At 44.3% G+C, this 24,321-nt stretch carries 24 protein-coding genes and 1 tRNA gene; 1 reads left to right on the top strand and 24 read right to left on the bottom strand.

Features of this window, described 5'->3' with window-relative positions:
• Positions 1–388: 388 nt before the first annotated feature.
• The 4 genes from DYB02_RS06700 to DYB02_RS06685 all read right to left on the bottom strand — a co-directional run bounded on the left by DYB02_RS06700 (position 389) and on the right by DYB02_RS06685 (position 6,042).
• Entirely contained in the window at positions 389–2,026 is a 1,638-nt protein-coding gene (locus tag DYB02_RS06700; protein WP_021453313.1) for a methyl-accepting chemotaxis protein, read from the bottom strand.
• 457 nt (positions 2,027–2,483) lie between these two features.
• Positions 2,484–2,571: transfer RNA gene (locus tag DYB02_RS06695), tRNA-Ser, on the bottom strand.
• A gap of 144 nt (positions 2,572–2,715) precedes the next feature.
• Positions 2,716–3,165, bottom strand: a complete 450-nt coding sequence (locus DYB02_RS06690; RefSeq protein WP_005459815.1) for an L-alanine exporter AlaE — start codon at positions 3,163–3,165, stop codon at positions 2,716–2,718.
• Between the two features lie 456 nt (positions 3,166–3,621).
• Positions 3,622–6,042 (bottom strand): hybrid sensor histidine kinase/response regulator, encoded by a 2,421-nt coding sequence (locus DYB02_RS06685; protein ID WP_025626745.1) that lies wholly within the window; start codon positions 6,040–6,042, stop codon positions 3,622–3,624.
• 53 nt (positions 6,043–6,095) lie between these two features.
• Between DYB02_RS06685 and DYB02_RS06680 the strand changes: the two genes are divergently transcribed.
• On the top strand, positions 6,096–6,707 hold the full coding sequence (locus DYB02_RS06680; RefSeq protein ID WP_029846453.1) for a YecA/YgfB family protein: 612 nt from the start codon (positions 6,096–6,098) through the stop codon (positions 6,705–6,707).
• 72 nt (positions 6,708–6,779) lie between these two features.
• On the opposite strand, the gene DYB02_RS06675 is transcribed toward DYB02_RS06680, so the two are convergent.
• The 20 genes from DYB02_RS06675 to ruvC form a co-directional block, all read right to left on the bottom strand.
• A complete protein-coding gene (locus DYB02_RS06675) occupies positions 6,780–7,946 on the bottom strand; it encodes a glutathionylspermidine synthase family protein (protein ID WP_017448283.1) in 1,167 nt (388 codons plus the stop codon).
• A gap of 2 nt (positions 7,947–7,948) precedes the next feature.
• On the bottom strand, positions 7,949–8,518 hold the full coding sequence (locus tag DYB02_RS06670) for a DUF1190 domain-containing protein (RefSeq protein ID WP_017448282.1): 570 nt from the start codon (positions 8,516–8,518) through the stop codon (positions 7,949–7,951).
• An 8-nt stretch (positions 8,519–8,526) separates the two neighbouring features.
• Positions 8,527–8,943, bottom strand: coding sequence for a DUF350 domain-containing protein (locus DYB02_RS06665; protein WP_005459831.1), 417 nt, complete (start codon positions 8,941–8,943; stop codon positions 8,527–8,529).
• Complete coding sequence (locus tag DYB02_RS06660) at positions 8,943–9,986, bottom strand: potassium channel family protein (protein WP_029806622.1); 1,044 nt, start codon at positions 9,984–9,986, stop codon at positions 8,943–8,945. The genes DYB02_RS06665 and DYB02_RS06660 overlap by 1 nt, the downstream gene beginning before the upstream one ends.
• 118 nt (positions 9,987–10,104) lie before the next feature.
• Complete coding sequence (nadA, locus tag DYB02_RS06655; protein ID WP_029806975.1) at positions 10,105–11,166, bottom strand: quinolinate synthase NadA; 1,062 nt, start codon at positions 11,164–11,166, stop codon at positions 10,105–10,107.
• 211 nt (positions 11,167–11,377) lie between these two features.
• Positions 11,378–12,133, bottom strand: coding sequence for a tol-pal system protein YbgF (gene ybgF, locus DYB02_RS06650; RefSeq protein ID WP_005495819.1), 756 nt, complete (start codon positions 12,131–12,133; stop codon positions 11,378–11,380).
• A 15-nt stretch (positions 12,134–12,148) separates the two neighbouring features.
• Entirely contained in the window at positions 12,149–12,673 is a 525-nt protein-coding gene (pal, locus tag DYB02_RS06645) for a peptidoglycan-associated lipoprotein Pal (RefSeq protein ID WP_005459802.1), read from the bottom strand.
• A 30-nt stretch (positions 12,674–12,703) separates the two neighbouring features.
• Complete coding sequence (tolB, locus tag DYB02_RS06640; RefSeq protein WP_005459807.1) at positions 12,704–14,056, bottom strand: Tol-Pal system beta propeller repeat protein TolB; 1,353 nt, start codon at positions 14,054–14,056, stop codon at positions 12,704–12,706.
• A 10-nt stretch (positions 14,057–14,066) separates the two neighbouring features.
• Complete coding sequence (gene tolA, locus DYB02_RS06635; RefSeq protein ID WP_029853259.1) at positions 14,067–15,137, bottom strand: cell envelope integrity protein TolA; 1,071 nt, start codon at positions 15,135–15,137, stop codon at positions 14,067–14,069.
• Positions 15,138–15,149: 12 nt separating this feature from the next.
• Complete coding sequence (locus DYB02_RS06630; RefSeq protein WP_005485411.1) at positions 15,150–15,593, bottom strand: ExbD/TolR family protein; 444 nt, start codon at positions 15,591–15,593, stop codon at positions 15,150–15,152.
• Positions 15,594–15,596: 3 nt separating this feature from the next.
• Positions 15,597–16,295 carry a protein TolQ gene (gene tolQ / locus DYB02_RS06625; protein ID WP_005485405.1) on the bottom strand — a complete coding sequence of 233 codons (699 nt, stop codon included), beginning with the start codon at positions 16,293–16,295 and terminating at the stop codon, positions 15,597–15,599.
• Positions 16,285–16,704 carry a tol-pal system-associated acyl-CoA thioesterase gene (ybgC, locus tag DYB02_RS06620; RefSeq protein ID WP_025501903.1) on the bottom strand — a complete coding sequence of 140 codons (420 nt, stop codon included), beginning with the start codon at positions 16,702–16,704 and terminating at the stop codon, positions 16,285–16,287. The genes tolQ and ybgC overlap by 11 nt, the downstream gene beginning before the upstream one ends.
• Before the next feature lie 172 nt (positions 16,705–16,876).
• Positions 16,877–17,179: a cyd operon protein YbgE gene (ybgE, locus tag DYB02_RS06615; RefSeq protein WP_025501902.1), complete on the bottom strand. Its 303-nt coding sequence runs from the start codon at positions 17,177–17,179 to the stop codon at positions 16,877–16,879.
• Positions 17,172–17,279, bottom strand: a complete 108-nt coding sequence (gene cydX, locus DYB02_RS06610; RefSeq protein WP_000270284.1) for a cytochrome bd-I oxidase subunit CydX — start codon at positions 17,277–17,279, stop codon at positions 17,172–17,174. Before cydX ends, ybgE begins: the two co-directional genes overlap by 8 nt.
• A gap of 12 nt (positions 17,280–17,291) precedes the next feature.
• Positions 17,292–18,428, bottom strand: coding sequence for a cytochrome d ubiquinol oxidase subunit II (cydB, locus tag DYB02_RS06605; protein ID WP_021822988.1), 1,137 nt, complete (start codon positions 18,426–18,428; stop codon positions 17,292–17,294).
• A gap of 17 nt (positions 18,429–18,445) precedes the next feature.
• Positions 18,446–20,032, bottom strand: coding sequence for a cytochrome ubiquinol oxidase subunit I (gene cydA, locus DYB02_RS06600; RefSeq protein WP_005457265.1), 1,587 nt, complete (start codon positions 20,030–20,032; stop codon positions 18,446–18,448).
• 460 nt (positions 20,033–20,492) lie between these two features.
• Positions 20,493–21,497, bottom strand: a complete 1,005-nt coding sequence (gene ruvB, locus DYB02_RS06595) for a Holliday junction branch migration DNA helicase RuvB (RefSeq protein ID WP_005457270.1) — start codon at positions 21,495–21,497, stop codon at positions 20,493–20,495.
• A 21-nt stretch (positions 21,498–21,518) separates the two neighbouring features.
• Positions 21,519–22,133 (bottom strand): Holliday junction branch migration protein RuvA, encoded by a 615-nt coding sequence (ruvA, locus tag DYB02_RS06590; protein WP_005486097.1) that lies wholly within the window; start codon positions 22,131–22,133, stop codon positions 21,519–21,521.
• 78 nt (positions 22,134–22,211) lie between these two features.
• Positions 22,212–23,663: a methyl-accepting chemotaxis protein gene (locus tag DYB02_RS06585; RefSeq protein ID WP_029805311.1), complete on the bottom strand. Its 1,452-nt coding sequence runs from the start codon at positions 23,661–23,663 to the stop codon at positions 22,212–22,214.
• A 121-nt stretch (positions 23,664–23,784) separates the two neighbouring features.
• Positions 23,785–24,306, bottom strand: a complete 522-nt coding sequence (gene ruvC, locus DYB02_RS06580) for a crossover junction endodeoxyribonuclease RuvC (protein WP_005457261.1) — start codon at positions 24,304–24,306, stop codon at positions 23,785–23,787.
• Positions 24,307–24,321 lie beyond the last annotated feature (15 nt).

The raw sequence follows: 24,321 nt of genomic DNA, 5'->3' as shown, positions 1-24,321 counted from the left end.
CCAATTCAATGCGTTCTGAATGGCTCGATTATGATTAGTGGATATGCATCTATCCCAAACAAATTAGTTAGAATGATAATTACCCAGTGTTGTACATACAACAAAATTTACGTTTCTATACGCTTGTCGAATACGTTTGTTGTAAAGGTGCAACAGAACTCTCAGATTTGAAGATATTGTGTTGGAAATCACACTTTTCTGTGTACAAGTGGACGGGTCAAAAAGTGTGTAAATTGATGATAAAAAAGGCGAGTGTTTGTACAGAGTTTTGAGGTCAAGTCCAGATTTAATTGATTAAATCCAATTGGCGAAAAGCTACGTTAAACATCAGCTAAAAAAGAGCCCGCACATCAGCGGGCTGTTTCGCATCAATTTCAAATATCAGAACTTAAACTCGGAACTGGCTGACTTGCTGATCCAATCTCTGAGTTTGTTGTGACAGCATCGCAAGTGATTGCTGAGCCTGCGTGACAATATCAACAATCGATGTACTGCTGTCTGCAATACCCTGAACGTTGGTATTCACTTCATCGCTCACTGTGCTTTGTTGACTCGCTGCAGTTGCAATGTGCGTGTTCATCTCATTCATGCGTGAAATTGCATTGAGAATTTCAGCCAGAGATTCGCTTGCTCGCCCAGCGGATTGAATGGTCTCTTCACTGCTATTTTGGCTGCCACGCATCACTTCTACAGCTTGCCCTGCACCAGACTGAAGCTTTTCAATCATAGCTTGGATTTCACCCGTACTTTGCTGCGTACGACTTGCAAGAGAGCGTACCTCGTCAGCAACCACAGCAAAACCACGACCTTGCTCACCCGCTCGCGCCGCTTCAATCGCCGCATTCAGTGCAAGTAAATTAGTCTGTTCTGCAATGCCGCGAATTACATCTAGTACAGAGGCAATATCGCTCACATCATTATCTAGCGTATTGATCACATGGCTTGCGCTTTCGATCTCTCCAGCCAAGTCACGAATCGAGCCGACCGTTTGCTCCAAAATCACATTGGTATTAGAAAGCTCATCATTCGCAGTTTGGCTTGCAACTGCTGCTTCATTTGCACTCTCGCTCACATTGCGGCTAGTCACTTGCATTTCATGCACTGCTGCAGCAACTGCTTCGCTATCGCGCTGTTGAGATACTGTCGAATCTGCAATCGTCGCGGTGAGCGAGCTTAAGTTTGCCATCTCTTGACGAAGCGTGTTTGAGCTATCAATCACCTGTGACACGGTCGCTTGGATTTTAGAAACAAACTCGTTAAATGCCTTGGCCAGCTGGCCAATTTCATCTTGCGTATTAATTTGGATTCGTTGGCTAAGATCACCATCACCCGAAGCGATTTGCGCCATAGCGTCTTTGATGTCGTTTAATGGTTTAAGCACTGTGCGTAGCAGCAGGAACACCATGCCAAGCGCCGCTAAGATCACAACGATGATACCCATTTCTAAAATCGATTCTGCTCGTGCAGTCGCCGCAGAAATGTCTGACTTCAACTCACCTTGCTTATCTTCGATAGCACTTTTCACGACATTGAGCTGGGCGCGAACATCAACAAATTGCTCCTCAAACGTGTTCTTGTGCTCGTTGTAGTAGCTTAGCCATTGAGATTGAGGCTTGCTCAACATCACTTCGTAACTTTGTAGCCACTTTTGACCTAAACTCACCAGTTTTTGCACATCAGCACCGTGTGATGCAGGCATCACTCCCGCACGCGATAGCTCAATCACTTTTTCCATACGCGGCAACGCTTTGTAAGCATTGTCTTTGTACTCGTGAATGTGATGATCAATATCTGCTTGTGTTTCTGCTAAGGCAATGCCTTGAACAGCAGAAGTCGCTTGGTAAAGATCGCGGTACGCATCTTCAATCGTGAACAGGTTGGGTACGATCTGTTCATTTAAGGTGTCGCTTAATTCAGATTGCTTGCTCGTTGTCATAACATTTAATACTGAGCTCACGGTGAACAATCCAATTATCAAAGATAGAGGAATCACTATCTTTTGTTTGATTGTAAAGTTTTGGAACATGAATAGATTCCCTTAATATATATGTACAATTCGTTCACTATCATATCAAACAAATGGACTATTCAACTGAGTAACTAGATCAACTTTATCTAATATTTTTTGTCTTTTTGATAACGGTTCTGTTTTCAACAATTATTTGATTTATAGGAAATTTTCTTTAATCGAGGCAAATCACAAGAATGATGAAAAATAAATGATTCACGACGTGAAAAATGTAACAAAATAGTACTTAAGTTGATTTCAACGTAGCCTGATTTTATTCATGTTGTCCTTAGAATCGCCTCAAACAGTAAATGACGTTAGGCAGATGATCTATTTATGTTTAAAGCTTATAGCAACAAATAAATTGAGATAGATGGATATAAATAGGCTTTTCGAGAAGAATAAGGAAAGGAAGGAGAAAAATACGAATTGATAAAACGAAAAAGCCCCAGCATTTCTGCTAGGGCTTCGAATGTGGCGGTGAGTGAGAGATTCGAACTCTCGATACGTTGCCGTATACACACTTTCCAGGCGTGCTCCTTCAGCCACTCGGACAACTCACCGAATCAAATTGTGGTTAGCATTCTTGGCTAACGAGGCGCTAATTTAATGATTATGAGCCTCATGGTCAAGGCTAAACCGTAAAAAAAGCCTTCTTTTACACTCGTTTGCTCACTAAGTAACTAAATTGAACAAAACAGTGTCAATCAAACGCCTTGATGATAACCCGGAACTCGAAACCAACGACGGCACATATCCAAAAAGTAGCCATATAACACGCCCATTCCACAAGAAACCACAGCGTTGCTCGCAACTGCCGTAACAATTTGATCATACGATGCACCAACGGCTAAAAGAATGCCGGCGTACACAGGTGATTGGAAAAGCACATACGATACAAGATCAGACACATTTTTCATGAAAGAAGAAGGTGAAAGTTTGTTACCTTGGCGCAAAACCCAATCACGGAACATGCCATAAGGCCAAGCAATCGCGATATTTACTGGTATAGACAACGTGCGTGATGCCAGAGACTGCTCAAACGTCATTCCTGAAATCAAAATCTCGATAATCATCCCTGTAATAAAGCAAAAAACAACCATAGCAAAAGTATCCGCTGCGGCATGACGAATACAAAATGGTCCACGAGACTTCATTTACAACCCCTAAAATCAAACACTGCAATTAATAAAGAACTAAATATGATTAACTGCCACACAACTTAATTACCAGTTAATGACACTATTAAATCACAACATTTGTAGATTATGGCTCCATATTTAAAATGAAGTTGTAAATTAATAACCAACTTTAGAAACAAAAGTAGTTTTTTTCACCGTTTTAGCGAAAAAACAGGATTTTACGGGTAAAAAAGGCACAAAAATATGGAAATGACTTACTTTTAAGAGGGTTGAAAATGAGTAGATGGTATAGAATTGGAACAAAATTTGGTTTTATTACACCAATTGCAAACGCTTATGCTACCTAGATGTAAAAACTCAGAGTATAAATGACGGCACAAAGCACTACCGATATGGTAAAAATACGCTGAAGTTCAGGAAGAGCCAAAAGAGCGGCGAAGAAAACAAATGGACTGCTTTTTTATCTGTAAATTACGGCGTAGCAAGTAACATAGTTAATGTGTCTATATCTTCCTGATCGGGTAGAGATTGACGCAGTAGATCGCGTTTAATCCTAGTGATTACCTCCGACAATACCTCATCTGTATTAGGTTGAAGGCTATCCATTATAGCAAGCAGCGCATCAAGCGCGTCTCCGAGATTGCCATTATCTAGAGCGACATAAAAGCTAATCAGCAAAGAATCGGTTCCCAACACTTCTAATGCTTGTTGATTTTGCTTGGTTTGATATTGATACAGCAAATCGGCATGTCGGTACAAAGCATCATCCAGTTCGGACTCCACTATTGGTTTAGCAATGATATGGTCAGCGCCTACGCCTAACATGCGCTCTTGGGTCTCTTTGAACACATCCGCAGTACAACCAAATATCAGTACCGACTTCGCAGCGCTGCTCATGGAGCGAATTGCTGAGATTGCCCCAACTCCGTCAAGGACAGGCATATGGTTGTCCATTAATATTAAATCGAACGGCTCTACAGCTATTTTATTTACCGCTAGCTGTCCATTTTCAACACTTGAGCATTCAAAGCCCTTTGCTCTTAAGAAGGTTTCCATAATGATGGCGTTGGTTCGATTGTCCTCTACTATCAAGGCCTTCAAACCATTGCAATTGAGCTTGTGCCTATGTCCTGATTCCACTTTCCCCGGTTCGCAAGGAGAGATCTCAACTTCAACCGTGAATGTGGTGCCGATATTTTCTTGGCTTTGCACAGTCACATGACCGCCCATGTGCTCGGCGATCTCTTTAACAATTGCAAGGCCAAGGCCAGTCCCGCCGAAGCGCCTTGTGGTTGATGATTCTGCTTGCTCAAATGGGCGAAATATACGTTTTTGCGCCTCTTTAGATATCCCTATTCCCGTGTCTTTTATCGCGATAACCAACACAGTTTTGTCATAGTGAGTTTGCTCACTCAGCGTCACTTCAACAATGCCTCTGTCAGTAAACTTCACGGCGTTATTGAGTAAATTAAACAACACTTGACGAAGGCGCGCTTTGTCGTTGTCATACCAGCGTCCCGCAGGGACTAACGACGTCACCTTAAACTGCAATCCTTTCTCTGCACACAAGGTATGATAAACGCTTTTTATACTGCCGATGATCGATTCTATGGGAAATGGCGAGTTCGAAAACTCTACATGTCCCTGCTCTATCTTGGAGTAATCAAGAATCTCGTTCAGGAGCGTCATCATGTGATCACCAGAATCGTATAGTGTACTAAGGTGTTTTCTTTGTTCGTCCGTTAACGGCGTTTTGAGCAGGATTTGGGCGGTGCCGAGTACCCCATTCATCGGCGTACGGATTTCATGCGACAAAGTGGCAAGAAAAGCAGTTTTGGCATTTGTCGACGCTTGGGCTTTTACTCTCTCTTGTTCGAGGTAAATGGTCTTCTCGTTGAATTTGGTAATGAGATGGCCGATTTCGTCCTCACTTCCGTAATCGATATCAATGATCCCGCCAGTTTTGGAATCATCAATTTTTGTAGCGATTCGTACGATAGGTTCGACAATGTACCGGTTAAGTAAATAGTACCCAACGAGAACGCATAGCAATAAGAATGGGATGATGCCGCCTTCAACACTCATGACTTGCTCGAACACTTGATCTGCCACTTTCGCCTTAGCATTGACAACTTCTAGCTTCCAATGAAATTCACCAAAATCGAGTTTACTAATGTACATTTGTTTGGTGATTTGAAAGTTGTGTTCGATGATGACATTCGAGTTAGCATCTCGAATGACCACACCCAAAGAGTATTGGTTGGTGTGCTCACGAATGAACTGGAACAAGGCCTCCAAAGAAAGGTCGACCGTCGCAACGCCTGCAAACTCTCCATTTCTATAATACGGCGCAGAGGCGGTAATCATTTGAACTTGAGTGAAAGTATCAATATACACCGCAGACCAACTCACCGAGCCTGACGGTCGTTCAGCGGCTGCGCGATACCACGGCTCATTGTCATAACCGCCAGATTCTGGATTGTTGTATGAATGAATCTGATCGATGTTCCCCTCACTGTTCTTGTTAAAGAACAAACTGGTAAACCGCCATCGTTCTTCTTTGAGTTCTGGTTTGGGCCACAATCCACCACTGACGATGATCTCATCGCTTAATCTTAAAATCTGAGGGATGGTCGATTTAAGGGAATCGCTTTGGTTTGAGCTTTGCGCAAGCCCAACTAAGCTATTCAGCACGCCTGTGGATTTGATGAGCGGCTCTTTTATCTGGGATGCAAGCAGTTGGGTACGTAAATCGAGATTTCTTTCTAGTTTGTCACGGACAGGTGGCTCAACCACCAAGTACACCACCGACCCTATCGTAGCGATAAAAAAACACAGGTACAGTGTGAGAGCGAGAATGCTTTTTTTTCTAAGTGACGAACGAATTTCCATATCTGTAGACGAATCATTCCCTAATATCGATTTATCACTGATTGATTGGTAAGATGAGCGCAACCAATCAGCCCATTAACAAATGGTATTCTATTTTGAAACTACAAGACATGCTTTCTCTTCCAGAACTTGATGGAAAACTACTAAACCTAGCGAAAACTCAAGGCTTTGTAACCGCGATGGCATCAGCGCCAAACGTGTTGAACCCTCAAGAGTGGCTGCCATTCTTATGGGGCGGCGAAGAGACTGCACCTTTCTCAGATGGTGAACAACTAGAACTGTACATTGATGAAATTGTACAAATGTGGAACCAAACTCGACCAGCTTTGCTAGAAGGTTCTTGGCAATGGCCTGAAGGTTGTACTCTCGATGAGCAAGACATTGTCTCAGCAAGTACTCGTGATTTCTGTGAAGGTGTACTTCAAGGTTGGCAACTGACACGTGATGATTGGGAAACGTTAATGCCAGAAGACAGCGAAGACAGTGCCCTATTGGGTGGAGTGCTGCTCTCTCTTACCATGTTGTACGATCCAGAAACCACCATTGCAACGCTTGCAGAGCAAGGCATGGAAGGCTTAGAGCAATTTGAAGAGATCTTCAATGCTATACCTGTGATGCTATGTGGTCTTACTCAACGCGGTGTTGCGTTGGCTGAAGTGCAATAAAATAACGTAATCGTTGATCATTGAAATTGAACATCTGATATGAAAAAGCTCTCTGAATGGAGAGCTTTTTCATTACGTCAAAATCACATGTGGAATGTAGCGCGCCATATCTTGTGTCACTAGGCTACTGTCTTCACGAATCGAAATACCCGCCGCTCTATCATTGACGAGCCAACTACCGATTAACGTATGGTTCTGCCCAAACTTAGGCAACGGATGATATTTCTGAACGATATTGAACTTCGATTCATAAGGCCCCGGCGTTTTCACCAAGCGCTTTCCATCTTTGACGATCTCAATATTCGCCCCCTCCCGTGAGAATAACGGTTTGATGACATAATCGTTCAAACAACTCGCTTTTGGGTCATTAGCAAAATAGGCAGGCAAAAGATTGGGATGATTTGGAAAGCGTTCCCACAACAATGGCAAAAGTGCTTTATTGGATAAAATCGATTTCCACATGGGTTCTAGCCAGTTGACATTTGCAGTCGCTAAGTATTTCGCGTATTCCTCTTCAAACATGAATTCCCAAGGATAAAGTTTGAACATCCAACGAATGGCTCGTTCGTCCACATCCACAAATTTTCCGTCTTCCGTTACACCAATATCTTCGACGTGCACAAAAGCTGTCGCTAGCCCCGCCTCGCGCGCGCAATCTTCTAAATACTGGACAGTCGCTTTATCTTCTTCTGTGTACTTGCAACAGCTAAAGTGGAGAGTTTGTCCCGGTTGATATTTGGCTATCTCCGCAAAACGCTCAATTAGAAAGTCTTGAAGAATATTGAATTGATCCGCAGCTTGATGAATTCGACCTTTGTTAACTACATCTTCCAGCCACACCCATTGCCAAAAACCCGTTTCAAACAAACTTGTCGGTGTATCGGCATTGTTTTCGAGTAGCTTTGCTGGTGATGTTCCGTTATACGCAAAATCCAAACGAGAATAGAGTGAAGGCTCTTTTCGTTGCCACGAAGACGCTACCTGTTCCCACATCAACTCAGGAATCGCACATTTCGTCAGTAGTTGCTCACAGCGAACCACCTCATCCACAATAGACAAGCACATCTGATGCAGTTCTTCAGTGGGAGATTCTAGGTCGTGCTCGATTTGCTCCAGCGTAAATTGGTAGTAAGCACTCTCATCCCAATACGGTTGCCCATACATAGAATGAAAACCAAAACCAAACTGGCGTGCTAATTCACGCCAGTTTTCTCGCTCTTGTATCTCTCGTCGAAACATAATCAACCGCCACGACTGACCGAAACCGCTTTCCCGAATCCACCTCGAGACATGGCTCTACCAATAGTTCCGCCCCCACGTTTGTTTAAACTACTGGTCGCGACTTTGGTCGACTGGTTACGATAGGAGCCAAAAAACTGGCCTGCACCGTTATAAAACTTGGACTTATAGCGGTACATCGGTTCCGAATAATAACTCTTGTTGTAACCTTTCAAATCATTAACTGAACGACTATAGAAAAAGCCGCCAAAATGAGGGACATAAGCACGAGAACTTGAGCTGTAGTAACAATCGTCTTCGTAAAAGTCGTTTTCACATTCGAATTCGTTGTTATAACGAGGAGCATTTCGTTCAGCGCGAGCCAATGCCTCTTGGTAAGCAATATCACACTGCTCACTAAACTCTGGTGAGTTGGATTTACATTCATCAGCGTCAGAAAAAATGTAACCTTCAGTCTTTGATTCTTGGGTCGCAAGGAAGAAAATTCCGCCAAATGCCGCGAACGGTATGATTTTTCCAAGCTTTAAGCTTTTATCCATGGAAGAACGTTTAACGTTGGAACTGCGCTTCATCGTTCCTCCTAGTACGTCATACAAGCAGCATTCAACATGCCGACCGATATAGAAACCGCTGCAAGTACAATGCCTGCAGGCAGCTCATCTTTTTCGATGCGCTCAGTAACTCTTGGCAGCAAAATGAAACGCACGATGGCAAATGCGATGATTTGCGCAAGCATGGCAACAACGCCCCAAACCATAAAGTCGACAATGTTGACTGAGTTTTTTGCCGCACCCGAAATCGCAATACAATAACCCAGAAAAGCGCCACTCAACGCCACTGCGGCTGCGGTATTTTGCTTTTCCTTGATCAGATGCCATTCATCATAAGGCGTAAGCTTGACGTAGATGAACTTAAACGCCAAAACAAAAATAATGGATACTGAGAAGTAGAGTAAAAAGTTTGGAAAACCTGCTAACAGGCCGGCAATCATGTGCATTATTGTTCCTTGTTCATTTCTTTCCATGCAAAATCATCAATACGTTCATCTGCAATGTAAAACAGCTTGGTACCCGGTGGCACTTCCGCATCTAAATCTGGGTTGAGTTGGATACCGTTGCCGATATCAAACGCAATCAATGTCGCGTGGTGACGCTTTTTGATAAAGCCAAAGATGCTCTCAATGGTGGTGATAGGTTGATTCTCAGGATAAATGACTGAGTACTGTGTCATCCCACGGGTGGATGCCAGTAATTCTTGGTGCAAGGCACTAGAGCCAGGGTCTACTGCCGCTTTCGCCAACATTTCTGCTCCAACGGCAGGAATGCACTCTGCTTTAGGGCAATGCTGACTGAGCAATCGACCTAAGGCGTCGTCTTTAAAATAAGCCAGCAAGTGTGCGTCAGGATTCACAGAGGCACAATAAAGCGCAGCGGAGAGCGTAATGTCATCCGAAAGATTATCAACAATGATACAACTCGCACCAGTAATGTTGGCGTTCTTCATTTCCTGTGCGTCGGTATAACTGGTCACTTTGATAAAATGAATCTCACCCGGCAATGGGTTTTCAATATCAGAGCGACTACACAACACGATAGGGCGCTTGCCTTCTTCTTCATGTTGCAACATACGAATCAGGTGCATTGTTCTCGACCCGTTCCACCCAAGCAATACGATATGATTTTCCACTCTCACCCTCCGTTTACCCAAAATACCCGCTCGCCAATAATCGATTGCAGAACCAGCTACACGCCCCAGTAACGCAGCAAACAAACTCAAGCCACCGGGAATAACAAACAACACAACAACCCACTTCCCTAAGTCTGTGACCGGAGAGTGATCTCCATAGCCCACCGTACTAGCGGTGACCATGAGGTAATAAATGAAGTTGGAGAAGTTGTCCGTTAGCGCTTTTTCACCCGCAAGAGCCAAAAACCCCCACGATAAACTGATGTACAAAATGCTAATAACAAGAAGGTTTCGGTTGCTCAATTTAAATAGGTGCGAACTAAGCCACTTTTTAACTACTAGCCACACAGCCATAAATATCCGATCCCTGCATTTACAAAATCAATCAATATTAAACCATTGATAATCAAAAACAAAAAAACCAGCCATATTCGGCTGGTTTTTTGGGATTTATCTTAATAAATAGAAGTGATTACGCGTTACCTTTCACTTGCATATTTAGCTGCTCAGCAAAGTCTAGCATGCGGTTCAGTGGAATAAGAGACTTCACTCGTAGCGCTTCATCTACGAAGATTTCGTGCTCTTCTCCACCTTCACTAAGCGCTTTTTCAATCGCTTTCAAGCCGTTCATTGCCATCCAAGGACAGTGTGCGCAGCTGCGACAAGCCGCGCCAGCACCAGCCGTAGGCGCTTCGATCAATTCTTTTTCTGGCACCAATTGTTGCATCTTAAAGAAGATGCCTTTATCCGTTGCCACGATCATTTGTTGGTGAGGGAGTTCTTTCGCAGCCTTGATAAGCTGACTTGTAGAGCCGACAGCATCAGCCAATTCCACCACACTTGCTGGTGACTCTGGATGAACAAGAATCGCAGCATCTGGGTAAACACTCTTCATCTTACGAAGTGCATCAGCAGAAAATTCATCATGGACTACACACTCACCTTGCCAAAGCAACATATCTGCGCCCGTTTTATTGGCAATGTATGAGCCCAAATGACGGTCTGGTCCCCAAATAATTGGCTTATCTTCAGCGTCTAAATGTTCCACGATTTCAAGCGCGATACTTGATGTGACCACCCAGTCAGCACGAGCTTTCACTGCCGCAGAAGTGTTTGCGTAGACAACAACCGTATGATCTGGGTGTGCATCACAGAATTCACTGAATTTGTCCGCCGGACAACCTAGATCAAGTGAACATTCCGCTTCCAGCGTTGGCATTAGAATTCGTTTTTCTGGTGTCAGAATTTTAGCCGACTCCCCCATAAAACGTACGCCTGCAATAATCAGTGTGCTTGCTGGGTGGCGGTTACCAAACTTAGCCATTTCTAGTGAATCACCAACAAAACCACCTGTTTCTTCCGCTAGTGCTTGAATTTCAGGATCGGTGTAGTAATGCGCGATCAGTACTGCATCTTTTTGTTTTAGCAGCTCTTTGATGCTCGCGATATAAGACGATTTTTCTTCTTCGCTTAACGGAATTGGTTTTGGTGGGAATGGGTAAACAGTGTCGATTTTATCTAATATGTGGCTCATTGCTCTTGCTCTACGCAACTTCCTTTAATCCGCGTATTGTAACCTCGTTAATTTTCAAAAACCAACCTGTAACTAGAATTTCTAGAGGTCTAGACGTATATCTTTGTTACATGTGGCATTTTCTTATGCGCGGCAATTTTGTAAAAAATTTAAAAAACAGAAGGCATCTAAAAAGAAAAAGGAAGCTAAAGCTTCCTTTTTAGAATGGTGTTTATTTCAGCTTTGAGCCAGCCAGTTTAGCCGACGCACTACCTGGGTATTCATCGACAACTTGTTGGTAGTATTTTTTCGCTTGAGCGGCATTGTTATTACGCTCTGCGATTTCGCCTAACTTAAGCAAGGCGTCAGCTCGTTTGTTAGAGTCTTTATAAGACACTACCGCAGCAAAGCTTTTAACCGCGTCTTTATCCTGTTTCTTGGCGAAGTACAATTGGCCTAACCAATAGTGTGAATTCGCTGAGTATGTGGAATCAGGATAGTCTTTCTGGAACTGCTGGAACGCAGCAATTGCACCGGTGTAGTCACGCTTTTTAAGGATTAAGTCAACCGCATTTTGGTATGCCGTTTGCTCATCAACATTTGGCGTGTATTTACCACTAGTTTCTGTTGGTTTGGTTTCTTTTACCGGTGCCGACTTCATCTCACCGCGAATACGGTCAAGCTCGACAAACAACTCACGTTGACGCTGCAACATTTGCTGCATTTCATAGCTATTTCGCTCTAATTGACCACGCAAATCACTGATCTCTTGTGACATTTGGTCGATCTGCTCTTGCATTTGGAGCTGAACACGGTTGCGATTTTGTAGTAGACGCTCTAATCGCTCGACTTCCGTTTCAGATGAACGGCTCTTAGAGGCTGAGGATGTGCTGTTGAGATCGGATACTGGAGCTGGTGCAGCGAACGCGAAGTTCGCTGCACTTGCCAGTAACGTAAGCGCAACAGCGCGCTTAGTGTTACTGAACATGAGGATTTCCTCGAATTAGTATACTAGAACCGCGCGACGGTTTTTAGCGTACACTTCATCTGATTGACCTAGAAGAAGTGGCTTCTCTTCACCGTAGCTAACGATTGAGATTTGATCTGCTTGTACACCTAGCGCTTGTAGGTAGTTAGCAACTGCTTGAGCACGACGCTCGCCTAGAGCGATGTTGTACTCAGGAGTACCGCGCTCATCAGCGTGGCCTTCAATCGTTACTTTTAGAGCAGGGTTCTTGCTTAGGTAAGAAGCGTGAGCTGCTAGCATCTCTTCGTAATCACCTGCAATTGTAGAGTTGTCAAACGCGAAGTAAATTGTTTGAGTTTCGCGAAGTGCTTGCTCTTTTAGCTCTTGTTCAGTTAGCTGACCGCTTTGATCGATCGGCGTCGCTACTGTTGTTTCTGCTGCAGCATTGTTGTTCGTTGCTGCGCCAGTGTTAGAAGCTGCGTCGTCGCTTGAACTACACGCAGTCATAGCCATTACAGGAAGCGCGATTAGTAGCCCTTTTAGAACCTTGTTCAGTTGCATCTTATTTTCCTTTATTAATCAAACTTATTACTACAAAAACGGTGACCACGCAGGCGCTCTCACACGCCCATTTGTTGCCGGTAATCTAGCTTTAAATCGACCATCAATTGACACCATCGATAGTACGTTTTTCTTGTTGTAAATCGAGCTATACACAACCATGCCACCGTTAGGGGCAATACTCGGAGACTCGTCTAATAGAGTCTTAGTTAAGACTTGAAGAGCACCAGTTTCCAAATCTTGTTTCGCCAAATTAAAACCTGAATCACTGCGATTCACCATTACTAGGAATCGGCCATCAGGTGTGATTTGACCACCCAAGTTTTGGCTACCTTGCCAAGTCAAGCGATCGATAGAACCGCTGCCCAAATTTACTTGATAAATCTGTGGTTTACCACCCCTATCCGATGTGAAAATCAGCGATTTGCCATCAGGGTGCCAGAACGGTTCAGTATTATTTGATCTGCTACGCGTAATTTGGGTGAGTTTGCGAGTTTTCAGGTCAAAAGTGTACACCTGTAGAGTGCCCGTCTTAGACAGTACAAGCGCTAACTTGTTACCATCAGGAGAGAATCTTGGCGCACCATTATGGCGAGGGTATGACGTAATTTTTTCACGTTCACCGGTATAGATGTTCATGATGAAAATTTCTGCTTGGCCATTTTGGAAGCTTACATACGCAAGTTTCTGCCCATCTGGAGACCATGCAGGAGACATCAGAGGCTGCTTAGAACGCAATACTAATCGCTCGTTGTAACCATCGTAATCAGCGACACGAAGCTGGTACGGGAAACGGTCTTTGTCGTTTACAACCACGTAGGCAATACGAGTCATAAATGCGCCACGTTCACCAGTCAGTTGTTCATACACAAGGTCGGAAATACGATGAGCGTACTCACGCATACGAGGGCCTTTTACCGTAGCCACTTTGTTGAACAACACATGGTCTTTAGATAAAACAAGCTCGCCGTCACTCCCTAGAGCTTTGCTCTGCCCACCAGTTAACTGACCGCGTACCACATCAACAAGCTGGTAATTTACAACGTAATCGCCTTGCTCATTTTGCTTGATAGAGCCAGTTAACAGCGCATCTACACCAAGGCTTGTCCACGAATCAAAGTTAACTTCTGATTCATTGAATGGCGTTTGTGGCATTTTATTAGTTGGTACTGGGCTGAACTTACCACTGCGCTGTAGATCAGACGCAATGACAGCAGAAATGTCGGTAGGAAGTGGTTGACTACCCTCCCATTTAAAGGGAACAACAGCAATTGGTCGTGCCGAATCAATACCATCAGTAATGACCAGCTCCAATGCAGCGTGCGCTACATTCGTTAGACTGCCTAGCAGTACAAACATTCCTAGTAAAAGACGTTTAATCACGGCTTATCCCTTATTGTTGTAGTGCGACCGTAAGGTTAATATCCTTCAGCCTTTGGTTAACTGTTGAATCGGTTGACATCGGGAAACTTGGTACTTGTGCAATTGCACTCTTTGCAGCAGCACATACTCTAGAGTCACCAGAAAGCACGTTAACTGACGAAACAATCATGTCAGTTCCCGTAGGAATCAGCTTAATGTTAACTCTACACTCCTTTCCCAATAGGTAGTCATCCTTTAGCAATCGGCTTTGAATAAGCTGAATATAAATTGAACTGTAGCGGGAAACCTCATCAGCCACAAATTTCCCCTGAGCCTGTTGGTTTGCACTCGCTTCACTTTCTAGGCCTGCAAAAATATCATCCAGTGCAGCTTCTTGCTCTTTACGCTCACGTTCTAAACGCTCAAGGCGCTCTTTTTCTTTACGTGCTTTTTCCGCAGCTTCTTTTGCCGCTTTTTCTTTCGCAATGCGTTCTTGTTCCGCTTTTTGAGCCGCCTCGCGTTCACGTTTTGCCTTTTCTTCCGCTTCTTTTGCCGCCTTCTCGCGAGCTACTCGCTCTTGTTCCGCTTTGGCAATCGCCGCTTCTTTGGCTAAACGTTCCTGCTCTGCTTTACGTACAGCTTCTTCTTTCGCTTTACGCTCTTTCTCAAGTTTAGCTGCACGCTCTTTTTCTTGGCGAACTCGTTCTTCTTCTGCTTTGCGTTCCTGCTCTTTTTGCTTGCGAGCCGCTTCAGCTTCTCTGGCCGCTTTTGCATCTTTCGCTTGCTGTTCTTTCAACTTACGAATTTGTTCTTCTTCAGCCTTACGGTTTTTCTCAAGCTGCTCCGCCTCGCGTCTTAATTTATCAAGACGATCTTGCTCTTTTTTGGCCGCTCTTTCACGCTGCTGACGAATTTCTTTCGCTTGTTGTTGCACCAGTTTAGGGTCTATCACGACAGCCTGAACCATCTGTCCAGTTGGCTCAGGTTTGGTCATGGCAAAATCAGTACCCCAGAGCAATGCTGCTACCAAGAGAGCATGCAGACCTACCGATATGACTATCGGTTTAGTGTACTCTTTCGATTGTTTCTTTTTGTCTTTCATGAATATTGACGTTTATTCCCTAATATCGGTCAGGAGCCCTACTTTAGGGATTCCAGCACGACTCAATTCATCAAGTAAAAGGACAACATCAGCGTATGGCGTCGCTGCATCGCCGCCTACTGCGACTGGTGAATCAGGTTTGATGGAACGCTCTGCTTTAACTCGAACAATGACATCTTGCAGTGAAAGACCACGTTGCACTTCTTCATCGTTCACGCTTAGGCCTAAATTGCCGTCACGATCGATTTCAATGATGATGAAGCTGCTATCGGTATCCCCTGCAAGTTCTTGAGCAGGAGTTGCATTTGATGTCTTTGGTAGATCGACATCTACGCCTTGAGTTACAAACGGAGCGGTCGCCATAAAAATAATTAACAGCACAAGCATTACGTCAATATAAGGAACGACGTTAATCTCTGCCGTCATTTTTCGCTTTTTAGGTTGATAACCCGCCATGCTTTATTCCTTATCCGCGCTGTCTCGGCCAGCCATCGCTTGACGATGAAGGATGCTGTGGAATTCTTCTGAAAATGTTGCGTAAGTATGTTCCAGCTTACTTACTTTGTTGCTTAGTCGGTTATAAGCCATTACCGCAGGAATTGCTGCGAATAGACCCATAGCAGTCGCGATCAACGCTTCTGCGATACCTGGGGCAACCATAGAAAGCGTTGCTTGTTTCACTTCACCCAGTGCGATAAACGCATGCATGATGCCCCAAACAGTACCAAACAAACCAATGTATGGGCTGATTGAACCGACAGTTGCTAAGAAAGGTAGGCTTGTTTCAAGCTCATCAACTTCACGCGCAACAGCAACACGCATCGCGCGACCTGTGCCTTCCATAATGTATGCTGGTGAGTTCGCATTGCTCTTACGTAAACGAGCAAATTCTGTGAAACCTGCGTAGAAGATTTCTTCTGTACCTGCGATCTCGTCTTTGCGCCCTTTCACTTTTTGGTAAAGTTGGGAAAGGTCTGTACCTGACCAGAATTTGTCTTCAAATTGCTCTGCATTTTTTGATGCTTGGGAAAGCACTTTGCTACGCTTGATGATCATTGCCCATGACGCGATTGACATGCCTAGCAATGTCAGCATCACAAGTTTTACCAACAGACTGGCCTGAAGAAAGAGATCTAAAATGGAAATATCAGCAGTCACTATTTATTAGCTCCGAATTGATAAATGTTGGAATAGCTATTGGTTTCATTTTCTTATTATCGATACATGCTACCTTAACAAAGGCCTTGCACAATATCTTGCCTTGATCATTGACCAACTCTTGACAGAATTGCAAAGACGCACGTTTTATTTCTGACACTCGGGTTAATACTGTCAACTGTTCGTCCAGTCTCGCCCCTTGTTTAAAATCGATATCCATGTGTCGGACAACAAAGCCAATATTTTGTTCCAGTAACACATGTTGAGAAATGCCTTTTGCACGCAACATCTCAGTACGCGCGCGCTCAAAGAATTTTAAATAGTTTGAATGATATACAACGCCGCCCGCATCGGTGTCTTCATAGTACACGGTGATCGGCCAGCGGAAGGGATTTGATGTGCCTTGCAAGGGAGTACCAATATATTCAATTCTTTAAAGTGGTTACTATAACTGAAGCAACAGCAATTGGTACTGAACGGAAGGAATATTTTTGATTTTTGTAGAAAAAATAAAAGCCAGACAAACTGCCCGGCTTTTACTCGATGATTTAATAACCAACTTTATTGCAATGTAATTCAATTTACATGAAATAAAGCGCAGTTAGATAAATTAAGATAGCTAACGAGAAGTAAGGGCTAAACAACAATTGCCAGTACCAATTTCTCGGTTTGAAGCCTACGCCGAACACCATACTTGAGCACAATGCCCAAATCAGTGCCGGGGCGATCACTGCGTTAAAGCCACCAATCGCTTGATGGTACGCTTCTGGATCCCACATCACCAATCCTACGTGCATAAAGCCAAGGATGAGGGATAAGACTCTTAACAGAGTCTTATCCATTGGTTCGTGAAACTTCGCTACCTTGTCAGCGAAATTACTCACTGTCTTTGTCCATCATTTCTGAGTGCTCTAACCAAAGAGCGTTGATGATACCGAATGCACAAGCAAGTAGTACACCTAGAATCCATGCGAAATACCACATAGTAATTGCTCCTTAGTATAGTGAGTTTTTGTTGTCTTCAATGTACTGATCATCAAGGCGACCAAACATCTTGTAGTAAGTCCAAGACGTGTAACCAAGGATGATTGGAACCATAACAAACGCTACGCCTGTCATCAGGTTCAGAGTCAACTCAGATGATGTTGCATCCCACATTGTTAGACTGTGGCTTGGCATTAGATCTGAAGGCATGATGAATGGGAACATCGCAAAACCTGCAGTAAAGATAACGCCAGCAACACCTAGGCTTGAAGTGATGAACGAAATCGCACACTTTTCAAGACGAGATGACAATACAGCAAGCAGCGGCATTGCAACACCTAGTACAGGAGCAGCCCATAGTAGTGGGTAGTTTTCAAAGTTCATCATCCACGCACCAGCTTCACGGATTACCTCTTTGTTTAGAGGGTTAGAAGCTGCGTTTGTGTCGATGCCACCAACAATCACGTAACCGTCAATGTTTTGAACCCAGAAACCTGCAGCAACAAACGCAACCACTGTTAGTAGACCCGTGATTTGAGCAACGTTGCGAGCACGTGTGTGAACTTCACCCGTTGTTTTCATTTGTAGCCAAGTAGAACCTTGCATCAAAATCATGGACAAGCTAACCAGACCACAAAGCAGAGCAAATGGGTTTAGCAGACCAAAGAATGAGCCATGGTATGTTGGCATCAAAAACTCGCTCAATTGGAATGGAACACCTTGTAGAAGGTTACCAAACGCCACACCAAAGATGATTGGCGGAACAAAACCACTGATTGAGATACAGATATCCCAAGTATTACGCCATTTTGGCTCTTCGATCTTAGAGCGGTAATCTAGGCCCAGAGGACGAAGCCAAAGTGCAGCTAGCGTCAGGATCATTGCTAAGTAGAAGCCTGAGAATGACGTTGCGTAAACCAAAGGCCAAGCGGCGAACAATGCACCACCAGCAGTGATAAGCCAAACTTGGTTACCATCCCAGTGAGGGGCAATTGAGTTAATCATGACACGACGTTGTGTGTCGTTTTTACCGATAATAGGTACAAGCGCGCCTACACCCATATCGAAACCGTCTGTTACTGCAAAACCAACTAGTAGAACACCGATTAGTACCCACCAGATGAGTCGCAAGATTTCGTAATCAAACATCTTGTTATCTCCTTACCTTACGCTTCTACTTGGCGACTAACTTTGTCTTCAACAGAGTCAGCGTTTTGCTCAAAGTGGTAGCGGCCAGTTTTCAGACTGCTTGGACCTTTACGAGCGAATTTCAACATTAGGTAAACTTCTGCAATCAGGAATACCGTGTATAGCGCCAAGATTGCGAATAGTGACGTCCAGATTTCACCTGCAGTCAATGCTGAAGCCGCAACGTGCACAGGAAGAATTTCACCAACAGCCCATGGTTGACGACCGTACTCAGCGACGAACCAACCCGCTTCAATCGCAATCCACGGAAGTGGAATACTCAATAGTGCAGCTTTAAGAATCCATTGTTTTTGTTCGATTTTTTGACGACATGTTTGGATAAATGCCGCACCGAATACGAACAACATGATGAAGCCACAAGCAACCATGATACGGAATGACCAGAATAGTGGCCATACTGTTGGGATTGAATCATCCGCAGCAGCTTGAATTTGCTCTTCTGTCGCATCAACAACATTGTCTGTGTAGCGTTTTAGAAGTAGACCGTAACCTAGGTCACCTTTCACTTCATCAAACGCAGTCATGTTTTCTTCTGACTTGTCACCAGCACGAAGTTTCTCGAGAAGTTCGTAAGCGTACATACCGCCACGAATACGCTCAACGTGCTCATCACGAAGGTCGCGAAGACCTGTCACTTGCTCATCAAAAGAACGTGTCGCGATGATACCCATTACGTAAGGGATCTTGATTGCGTAATCGGTGTGCATGGTTTCTTGGTTAGGAACACCAAACAACGTAAACGCTGCTGGAGCTGGTTCTGTGTGCCATTCTGCTTCAATTGCAGCAAGCTTCACTTTTTGAACTTCACCAAGCTCGTAACCAGATTCGTCACCAAGAACGATGGTTGATAGGATCGCAGCAATACCGAAAGATGCAGCGATAGCAAATGAACGACGAGCAAACGCAATATCACGACCTTTTAATAGGTAGTATGAACTGATGCCTAGAATAAACATTGCGCCACAAGTGTAACCAGAAGCAACCGTATGCACGAACTTAACCTGAGCAACTGGGTTTAGTACAACTTCAGAGAAGCTTACCATTTCCATACGCATGGTTTCGAAGTTGAAGTCCGCGCCTACTGGGTTTTGCATCCAGCCGTTTGCGATAAGAATCCAAAGAGCAGAGAAGTTAGAGCCCAGCGCCACAAGCCAAGTAACAGCTAAGTGTTGGCGTTTAGATAGACGATCCCACCCGAAGAAGAATAGACCAACAAAAGTTGACTCCAGGAAGAAAGCGACAAGTGCTTCGATCGCCAGCGGCGCACCAAAGATGTCACCTACATAGTGGGAGTAGTACGACCAGTTAGTACCAAACTGGAATTCCATGGTAAGGCCGGTAGCCACACCAAGTGCAAAGTTAATACCGAACAGCTTACCCCAGAACTTGGTCATGTCCTTGTAGATTTGCTTGTTCGTCATTACGTACATCGATTCCATAATGGCCAAAAGGAAGGCCATACCAAGGGTCAATGGTACGAATAGGAAGTGATACATCGCTGTTAGTGCAAACTGCAACCGCGATAGATCAACTACGTCAATCATGGTAACTCCTATGTGTCGGCTGAATGACACTCTCTACATATTGCAATCCATATCCAGGTGTTATTCACACTTGAAAATTGTTGAATTATCACAACTCTTTGTTGCAAAAATGTGCTTCATTGGTTAGTTAATTGTTAAGCATCAGCTAATATAGCTGGGGCTAATATTACTTGTAAAAACAGATTGTTTCAAAAGGTTTATAGCCGGAATGCGCTTTGATATACATCAATGTTTATGCGCTGAATTTGCACAAAAATCCATCACATTGATCCAGATCAACCCGTATTAGAAGCGTATGTTAAGAGAGAGTAATCAGGAGAGAAATTAACCAGTTGCATGCAAACATCGAGTTAACAATCAGTGCTTTTTTCTTACCTAATTAGTATTAGAAGAAATTCAATAAATGAGAGGTTGGTCACTTATGGTGAAAGGCTGAGCATTTTTGCTCAGCCTTAGAATCTTATTTTTCAATTCCGAAATGAAGATATGCACGATCTGTGGCGATTCTTCCTCGGGGAGTGCGTTGTAAATAGCCTTGCTGAATCAAATATGGTTCTAGCACATCTTCAATGGTGTCTTTTTCTTCACCAATAGCGGCAGCCATATTGTCGAGTCCAACTGGACCACCACCAAATTTCTCCATGATAGCGAGAAGAAGCTTGCGGTCCATGTAATCGAAGCCCTGAGCATCCACATCCAACATATTAAGCGCTTTGTCAGCAACATCGGCACAAATATGTCCGTTGCCCTTCACTTCTGCATAATCACGGACACGGCGCAATAGACGGTTTGCAATACGAGGCGTACCACGAGCTCGTCGAGCAACTTCTAACGCGCCTTCTGGCTCCATCGACAACCCTAGGCAATCTGCACTGCGTTGAACAATGTTCTGTAGATCTTGCACTTTGTAGTACTCAAGACGCTGAGTAATACCAAAACGGTCACGCAGCGGAGAAGTCAAAGACCCCGCACGCGTCGTTGCACCAATCAATGTGAATGGTGGCAAATCAATTTTGATAGAACGTGCGGCCGGGCCTTCACCAATCATGATGTCCAATTGGTAATCTTCCATTGCCGGATACAGCACCTCTTCGACCATAGGGCTAAGACGATGGATCTCATCAATGAAAAGCACGTCGTTTTCCTCAAGGTTGGTCAACAACGCGGCCAAATCGCCTGCTTTTTCGAGAACAGGTCCAGAAGTAGTACGGATGTTCACTTCCATCTCGTTAGCAACAATGTTTGCCAACGTCGTTTTACCCAAACCTGGAGGGCCAAAAATAAGTAGGTGGTCTAACGCCTCACTACGCAATTGTGCCGCTTTGATGAAAATCTCCATCTGATCACGGACATGATCCTGACCTTGGTAATCCGCCAACTTTTTAGGGCGAATAGCACGGTCAATAACATCTTCATCACGAAACGCTGGATTTTCAGGAGCGATTAAACGATCGGCTTCAATCATACTGTTACCTTGAACTTTCCGTTACACCATTGATTTTAGTGCTTCACGGATCAGCTGCTCGCTGCTCATGTCCGGTTTAGCAATTTGAGAAACTACTTTCGACGCTTGAGTTGGCTTGTAGCCTAGAGCAAGAAGTGCGCTGACCGCCTCTTCTTCTGCACTATTTGACGAAGCGGCAGCCGAGTCAGTAGGAGCGGCATCAGTAAACGGCGTGAATAAGTCGCCAGCTCCCCAACCTTTTAAGCGGTCTTTCATTTCAACGACCAAACGCTCGGCGGTTTTCTTACCAACACCTGGTAACTTCACAAGCGTAGAAACATCTTCACGCTCTACACAAGACACGAACTGGCTCGCTGTCATGCCTGAAAGAATACCTAAGCCAAGTTTAGGGCCAACGCCGTTTGCTTTGATCACTTCACGGAATAGCGCACGCTCTTTTACTGTATTAAAACCGTAAAGCAATTGCGCGTCTTCACGCACAACAAAATGAGTATAAATAATCGCTTCTTCGCCGATATTTGGCAGTTCGTAGAAACAGCTCATTGGCATCTGAACTTCATAGCCAATGCCGTTAACTTCAATTAAAACTTCAGGTGGTTGCTTTTCAAGCAAAATGCCGCGAAGACGTCCAATCACTATAAATACTCTTTGGAAATGAATTTGCGACAGGATAATAAAGAACTGGATAGACATCCAGTCCTTTATGCTGTGGGGTTAGATTTTTGAGACAACTTGATCAAGTTGTTGTGTGAGCGTCCGGACAGCAACAACTTGACCGCTGAGCTCTTTGCCATATTGAGCCACAATCTCGGCAATGGATTTTGTATTCACTACACCATTCGCCACTTCGCTACTCGCTTCATCAAGTTCTTTTAGCGCTGTCATTTGCGTTGCCATAATGCTTGATAAACTTTGTACGTCATGAGATATCGTCGTCACTTGCTGAATAATATTGTTCATCCTCTCGGTGCTTGACGTCACCACGTCTTGACCATGCTTCACTTCTTGCTCACTACGATCAAGTAAGTGTCGAATCTCAATAGCGGACTGGCTACTCTTCGCTGATAGCTCTCGTACTTGCTCGGCAACCACAGCAAAACCTCTGCCCTGATCTCCAGCTCGCGCTGCTTCGATTGCCGCATTTAAAGCCAGCAAGTTGGTTTGCTCTGCGACAGAGGTAATCAAGTCTGCCACTTTCATGATTTCTTCATGGCTAGTAATGATCTGGCCGATCGCTTGGGTAGAATCCTCCAGCAATTCCGAGCTTTTCTCTGCTTGTTGATGAACGTCTTCACTCTTCTCTCGCAGCTCTTCCACAAACTTGCTCGACTCTTCAATCCCTGTGGCCATGTGATGTACTTGTTGGCTCATTTGCTCTGCCGCACTTGCTTGAGATTCACTATTCACGTTGAGTGCATTGACTTGCTCATCCAACTGCGACGATTGCTCATCAAGCGCTTGCGAAACAGATTTCAGCTCTATCGAATTTAAATTAGCTTGTTCCAATACTTCAGCCAGATGCAGTTCACCTTCTGTTGCTTTTTTGGCGACTTGTTCACTTTCGACTTTTGCTGCTTCGGCATTTTCAATCGCATCATCACGTTGCTTAGCAGTAAATGCCTGAGCGATACAAATCACCACCAGCGGCAATACGGTACCAGACCAAATTTCTAATCGCTGAGAAGCTTCCGATAATACCAGTTGAGGAAACTCAAAACCTGAAACATGCTGATGTGTCATTAAGGCGGAAATGGCAATCACCACGCCACTCCAAGCAATAGCGATAAGACGAGTGCCAGATAAGAAGAAAGCGACAACCAACAAAGGCACCCAATAAGTTTGAGTTGAATCAACCACACCACCACTTTGATAAATGATATTGAGTGCATGCACCGACATCCCGACAAAACCAAGGTTAAGTGATAACGCAGGTTGCTTAAACCATTTGAGACTAGAAGCGGAAATAAGCTCAAGAGTAATCAGAATGACAGAAGTTAAGATCAAGCTTTCGTGTCCATGCTTGAACCACTTAATTAAGCTATAAATTCCGACCAGAAAAGCGATGAAGGTAAATAAAGAGAGGATGTCAGCTTGACGTTGTTGCGTTCTCGTCCATTGAGGTTGGCGCGGCATAAATACACTGCGCCACAGCGTGGCTGGATTCATGTTCAATCTTCCTTGATTGATTTCTTATTAGACATCCGACCACTATAGTTTTGCAACATTTTTACAACAAATTTATTCCTTAAATCTGTCTGAGGTGTCTCATTTTTAGTACGGTGAGAGTCTAGCGATAACGCCCTTTTCTCGCACTGCTTGCTTTACCTGCGAGCGCAACCAAGGTCTTGTTCGTATTGGCATGACAAATTGCCACACCGAGTGCATCCGCGGCATCGGCTTGAGGCTTTGCAGGTAATTTTAACATGTGCTGCACCATGTGCTGAACTTGCACTTTGTCTGCACCACCAGTCCCCACTACAGCTTGCTTAATAAGACGGGCAGCATACTCATACACAGGAAGATCCGCATTCACCGCCGCAACGATCGCACTACCGCGAGCCTGCCCTAGCTTTAGAGCAGAATCGGCATTTTTCGCCATGAACACTTGCTCAATTGCAAATACGTCTGGTTGAAACTGGGTGATGATTTCCGTAACGCCGGCATAGATTTGCTTAAGCCGACCTGGCAATTCTTTTTCTGAGGTACGAATACACCCACTGCCAAGATATTGCAGATGACGGCCTTGCTGGCGAATAACGCCGTAACCGGTAATACGAGAACCTGGGTCAATACCCAAAATAATTGACATGAAGCGTCCTAAATA

This window comes from Vibrio parahaemolyticus, assembly GCF_900460535.1.
Taxonomy (GTDB): Bacteria; Pseudomonadota; Gammaproteobacteria; order Enterobacterales; family Vibrionaceae; genus Vibrio; species Vibrio parahaemolyticus.
The sequence above is the reverse complement of the archived record's forward strand: the minus strand, read 5'-3'. Positions and strand labels throughout refer to the sequence as shown.

Bases quoted from the DNA above. Each gene is read 5' to 3' on its own strand.
- cydA (WP_005457265.1), bottom strand. From the start codon at position 20,032: ATGATTGACGTAGTTGATCTATCGCGGTTGCAGTTTGCACTAACAGCG.
- DYB02_RS06685 (WP_025626745.1), bottom strand. From the start codon at position 6,042: ATGGAAATTCGTTCGTCACTTAGAAAAAAAAGCATTCTCGCTCTCACA.
- ybgF (WP_005495819.1), bottom strand. From the start codon at position 12,133: ATGTTCAGTAACACTAAGCGCGCTGTTGCGCTTACGTTACTGGCAAGT.
- DYB02_RS06660 (WP_029806622.1), bottom strand. From the start codon at position 9,986: ATGGCTGTGTGGCTAGTAGTTAAAAAGTGGCTTAGTTCGCACCTATTT.
- DYB02_RS06675 (WP_017448283.1), bottom strand. From the start codon at position 7,946: ATGTTTCGACGAGAGATACAAGAGCGAGAAAACTGGCGTGAATTAGCA.
- DYB02_RS06700 (WP_021453313.1), bottom strand. From the start codon at position 2,026: ATGTTCCAAAACTTTACAATCAAACAAAAGATAGTGATTCCTCTATCT.
- ruvB (WP_005457270.1), bottom strand. From the start codon at position 21,497: ATGATTGAAGCCGATCGTTTAATCGCTCCTGAAAATCCAGCGTTTCGT.
- nadA (WP_029806975.1), bottom strand. From the start codon at position 11,166: ATGAGCCACATATTAGATAAAATCGACACTGTTTACCCATTCCCACCA.
- pal (WP_005459802.1), bottom strand. From the start codon at position 12,673: ATGCAACTGAACAAGGTTCTAAAAGGGCTACTAATCGCGCTTCCTGTA.
- ruvC (WP_005457261.1), bottom strand. From the start codon at position 24,306: ATGTCAATTATTTTGGGTATTGACCCAGGTTCTCGTATTACCGGTTAC.
- DYB02_RS06670 (WP_017448282.1), bottom strand. From the start codon at position 8,518: ATGAAGCGCAGTTCCAACGTTAAACGTTCTTCCATGGATAAAAGCTTA.
- DYB02_RS06690 (WP_005459815.1), bottom strand. From the start codon at position 3,165: ATGAAGTCTCGTGGACCATTTTGTATTCGTCATGCCGCAGCGGATACT.
- DYB02_RS06680 (WP_029846453.1), top strand. From the start codon at position 6,096: ATGAGCGCAACCAATCAGCCCATTAACAAATGGTATTCTATTTTGAAA.
- DYB02_RS06585 (WP_029805311.1), bottom strand. From the start codon at position 23,663: ATGAATCCAGCCACGCTGTGGCGCAGTGTATTTATGCCGCGCCAACCT.
- DYB02_RS06630 (WP_005485411.1), bottom strand. From the start codon at position 15,593: ATGGCGGGTTATCAACCTAAAAAGCGAAAAATGACGGCAGAGATTAAC.
- cydB (WP_021822988.1), bottom strand. From the start codon at position 18,428: ATGTTTGATTACGAAATCTTGCGACTCATCTGGTGGGTACTAATCGGT.
- tolA (WP_029853259.1), bottom strand. From the start codon at position 15,137: ATGAAAGACAAAAAGAAACAATCGAAAGAGTACACTAAACCGATAGTC.
- cydX (WP_000270284.1), bottom strand. From the start codon at position 17,279: ATGTGGTATTTCGCATGGATTCTAGGTGTACTACTTGCTTGTGCATTC.
- DYB02_RS06665 (WP_005459831.1), bottom strand. From the start codon at position 8,943: ATGCACATGATTGCCGGCCTGTTAGCAGGTTTTCCAAACTTTTTACTC.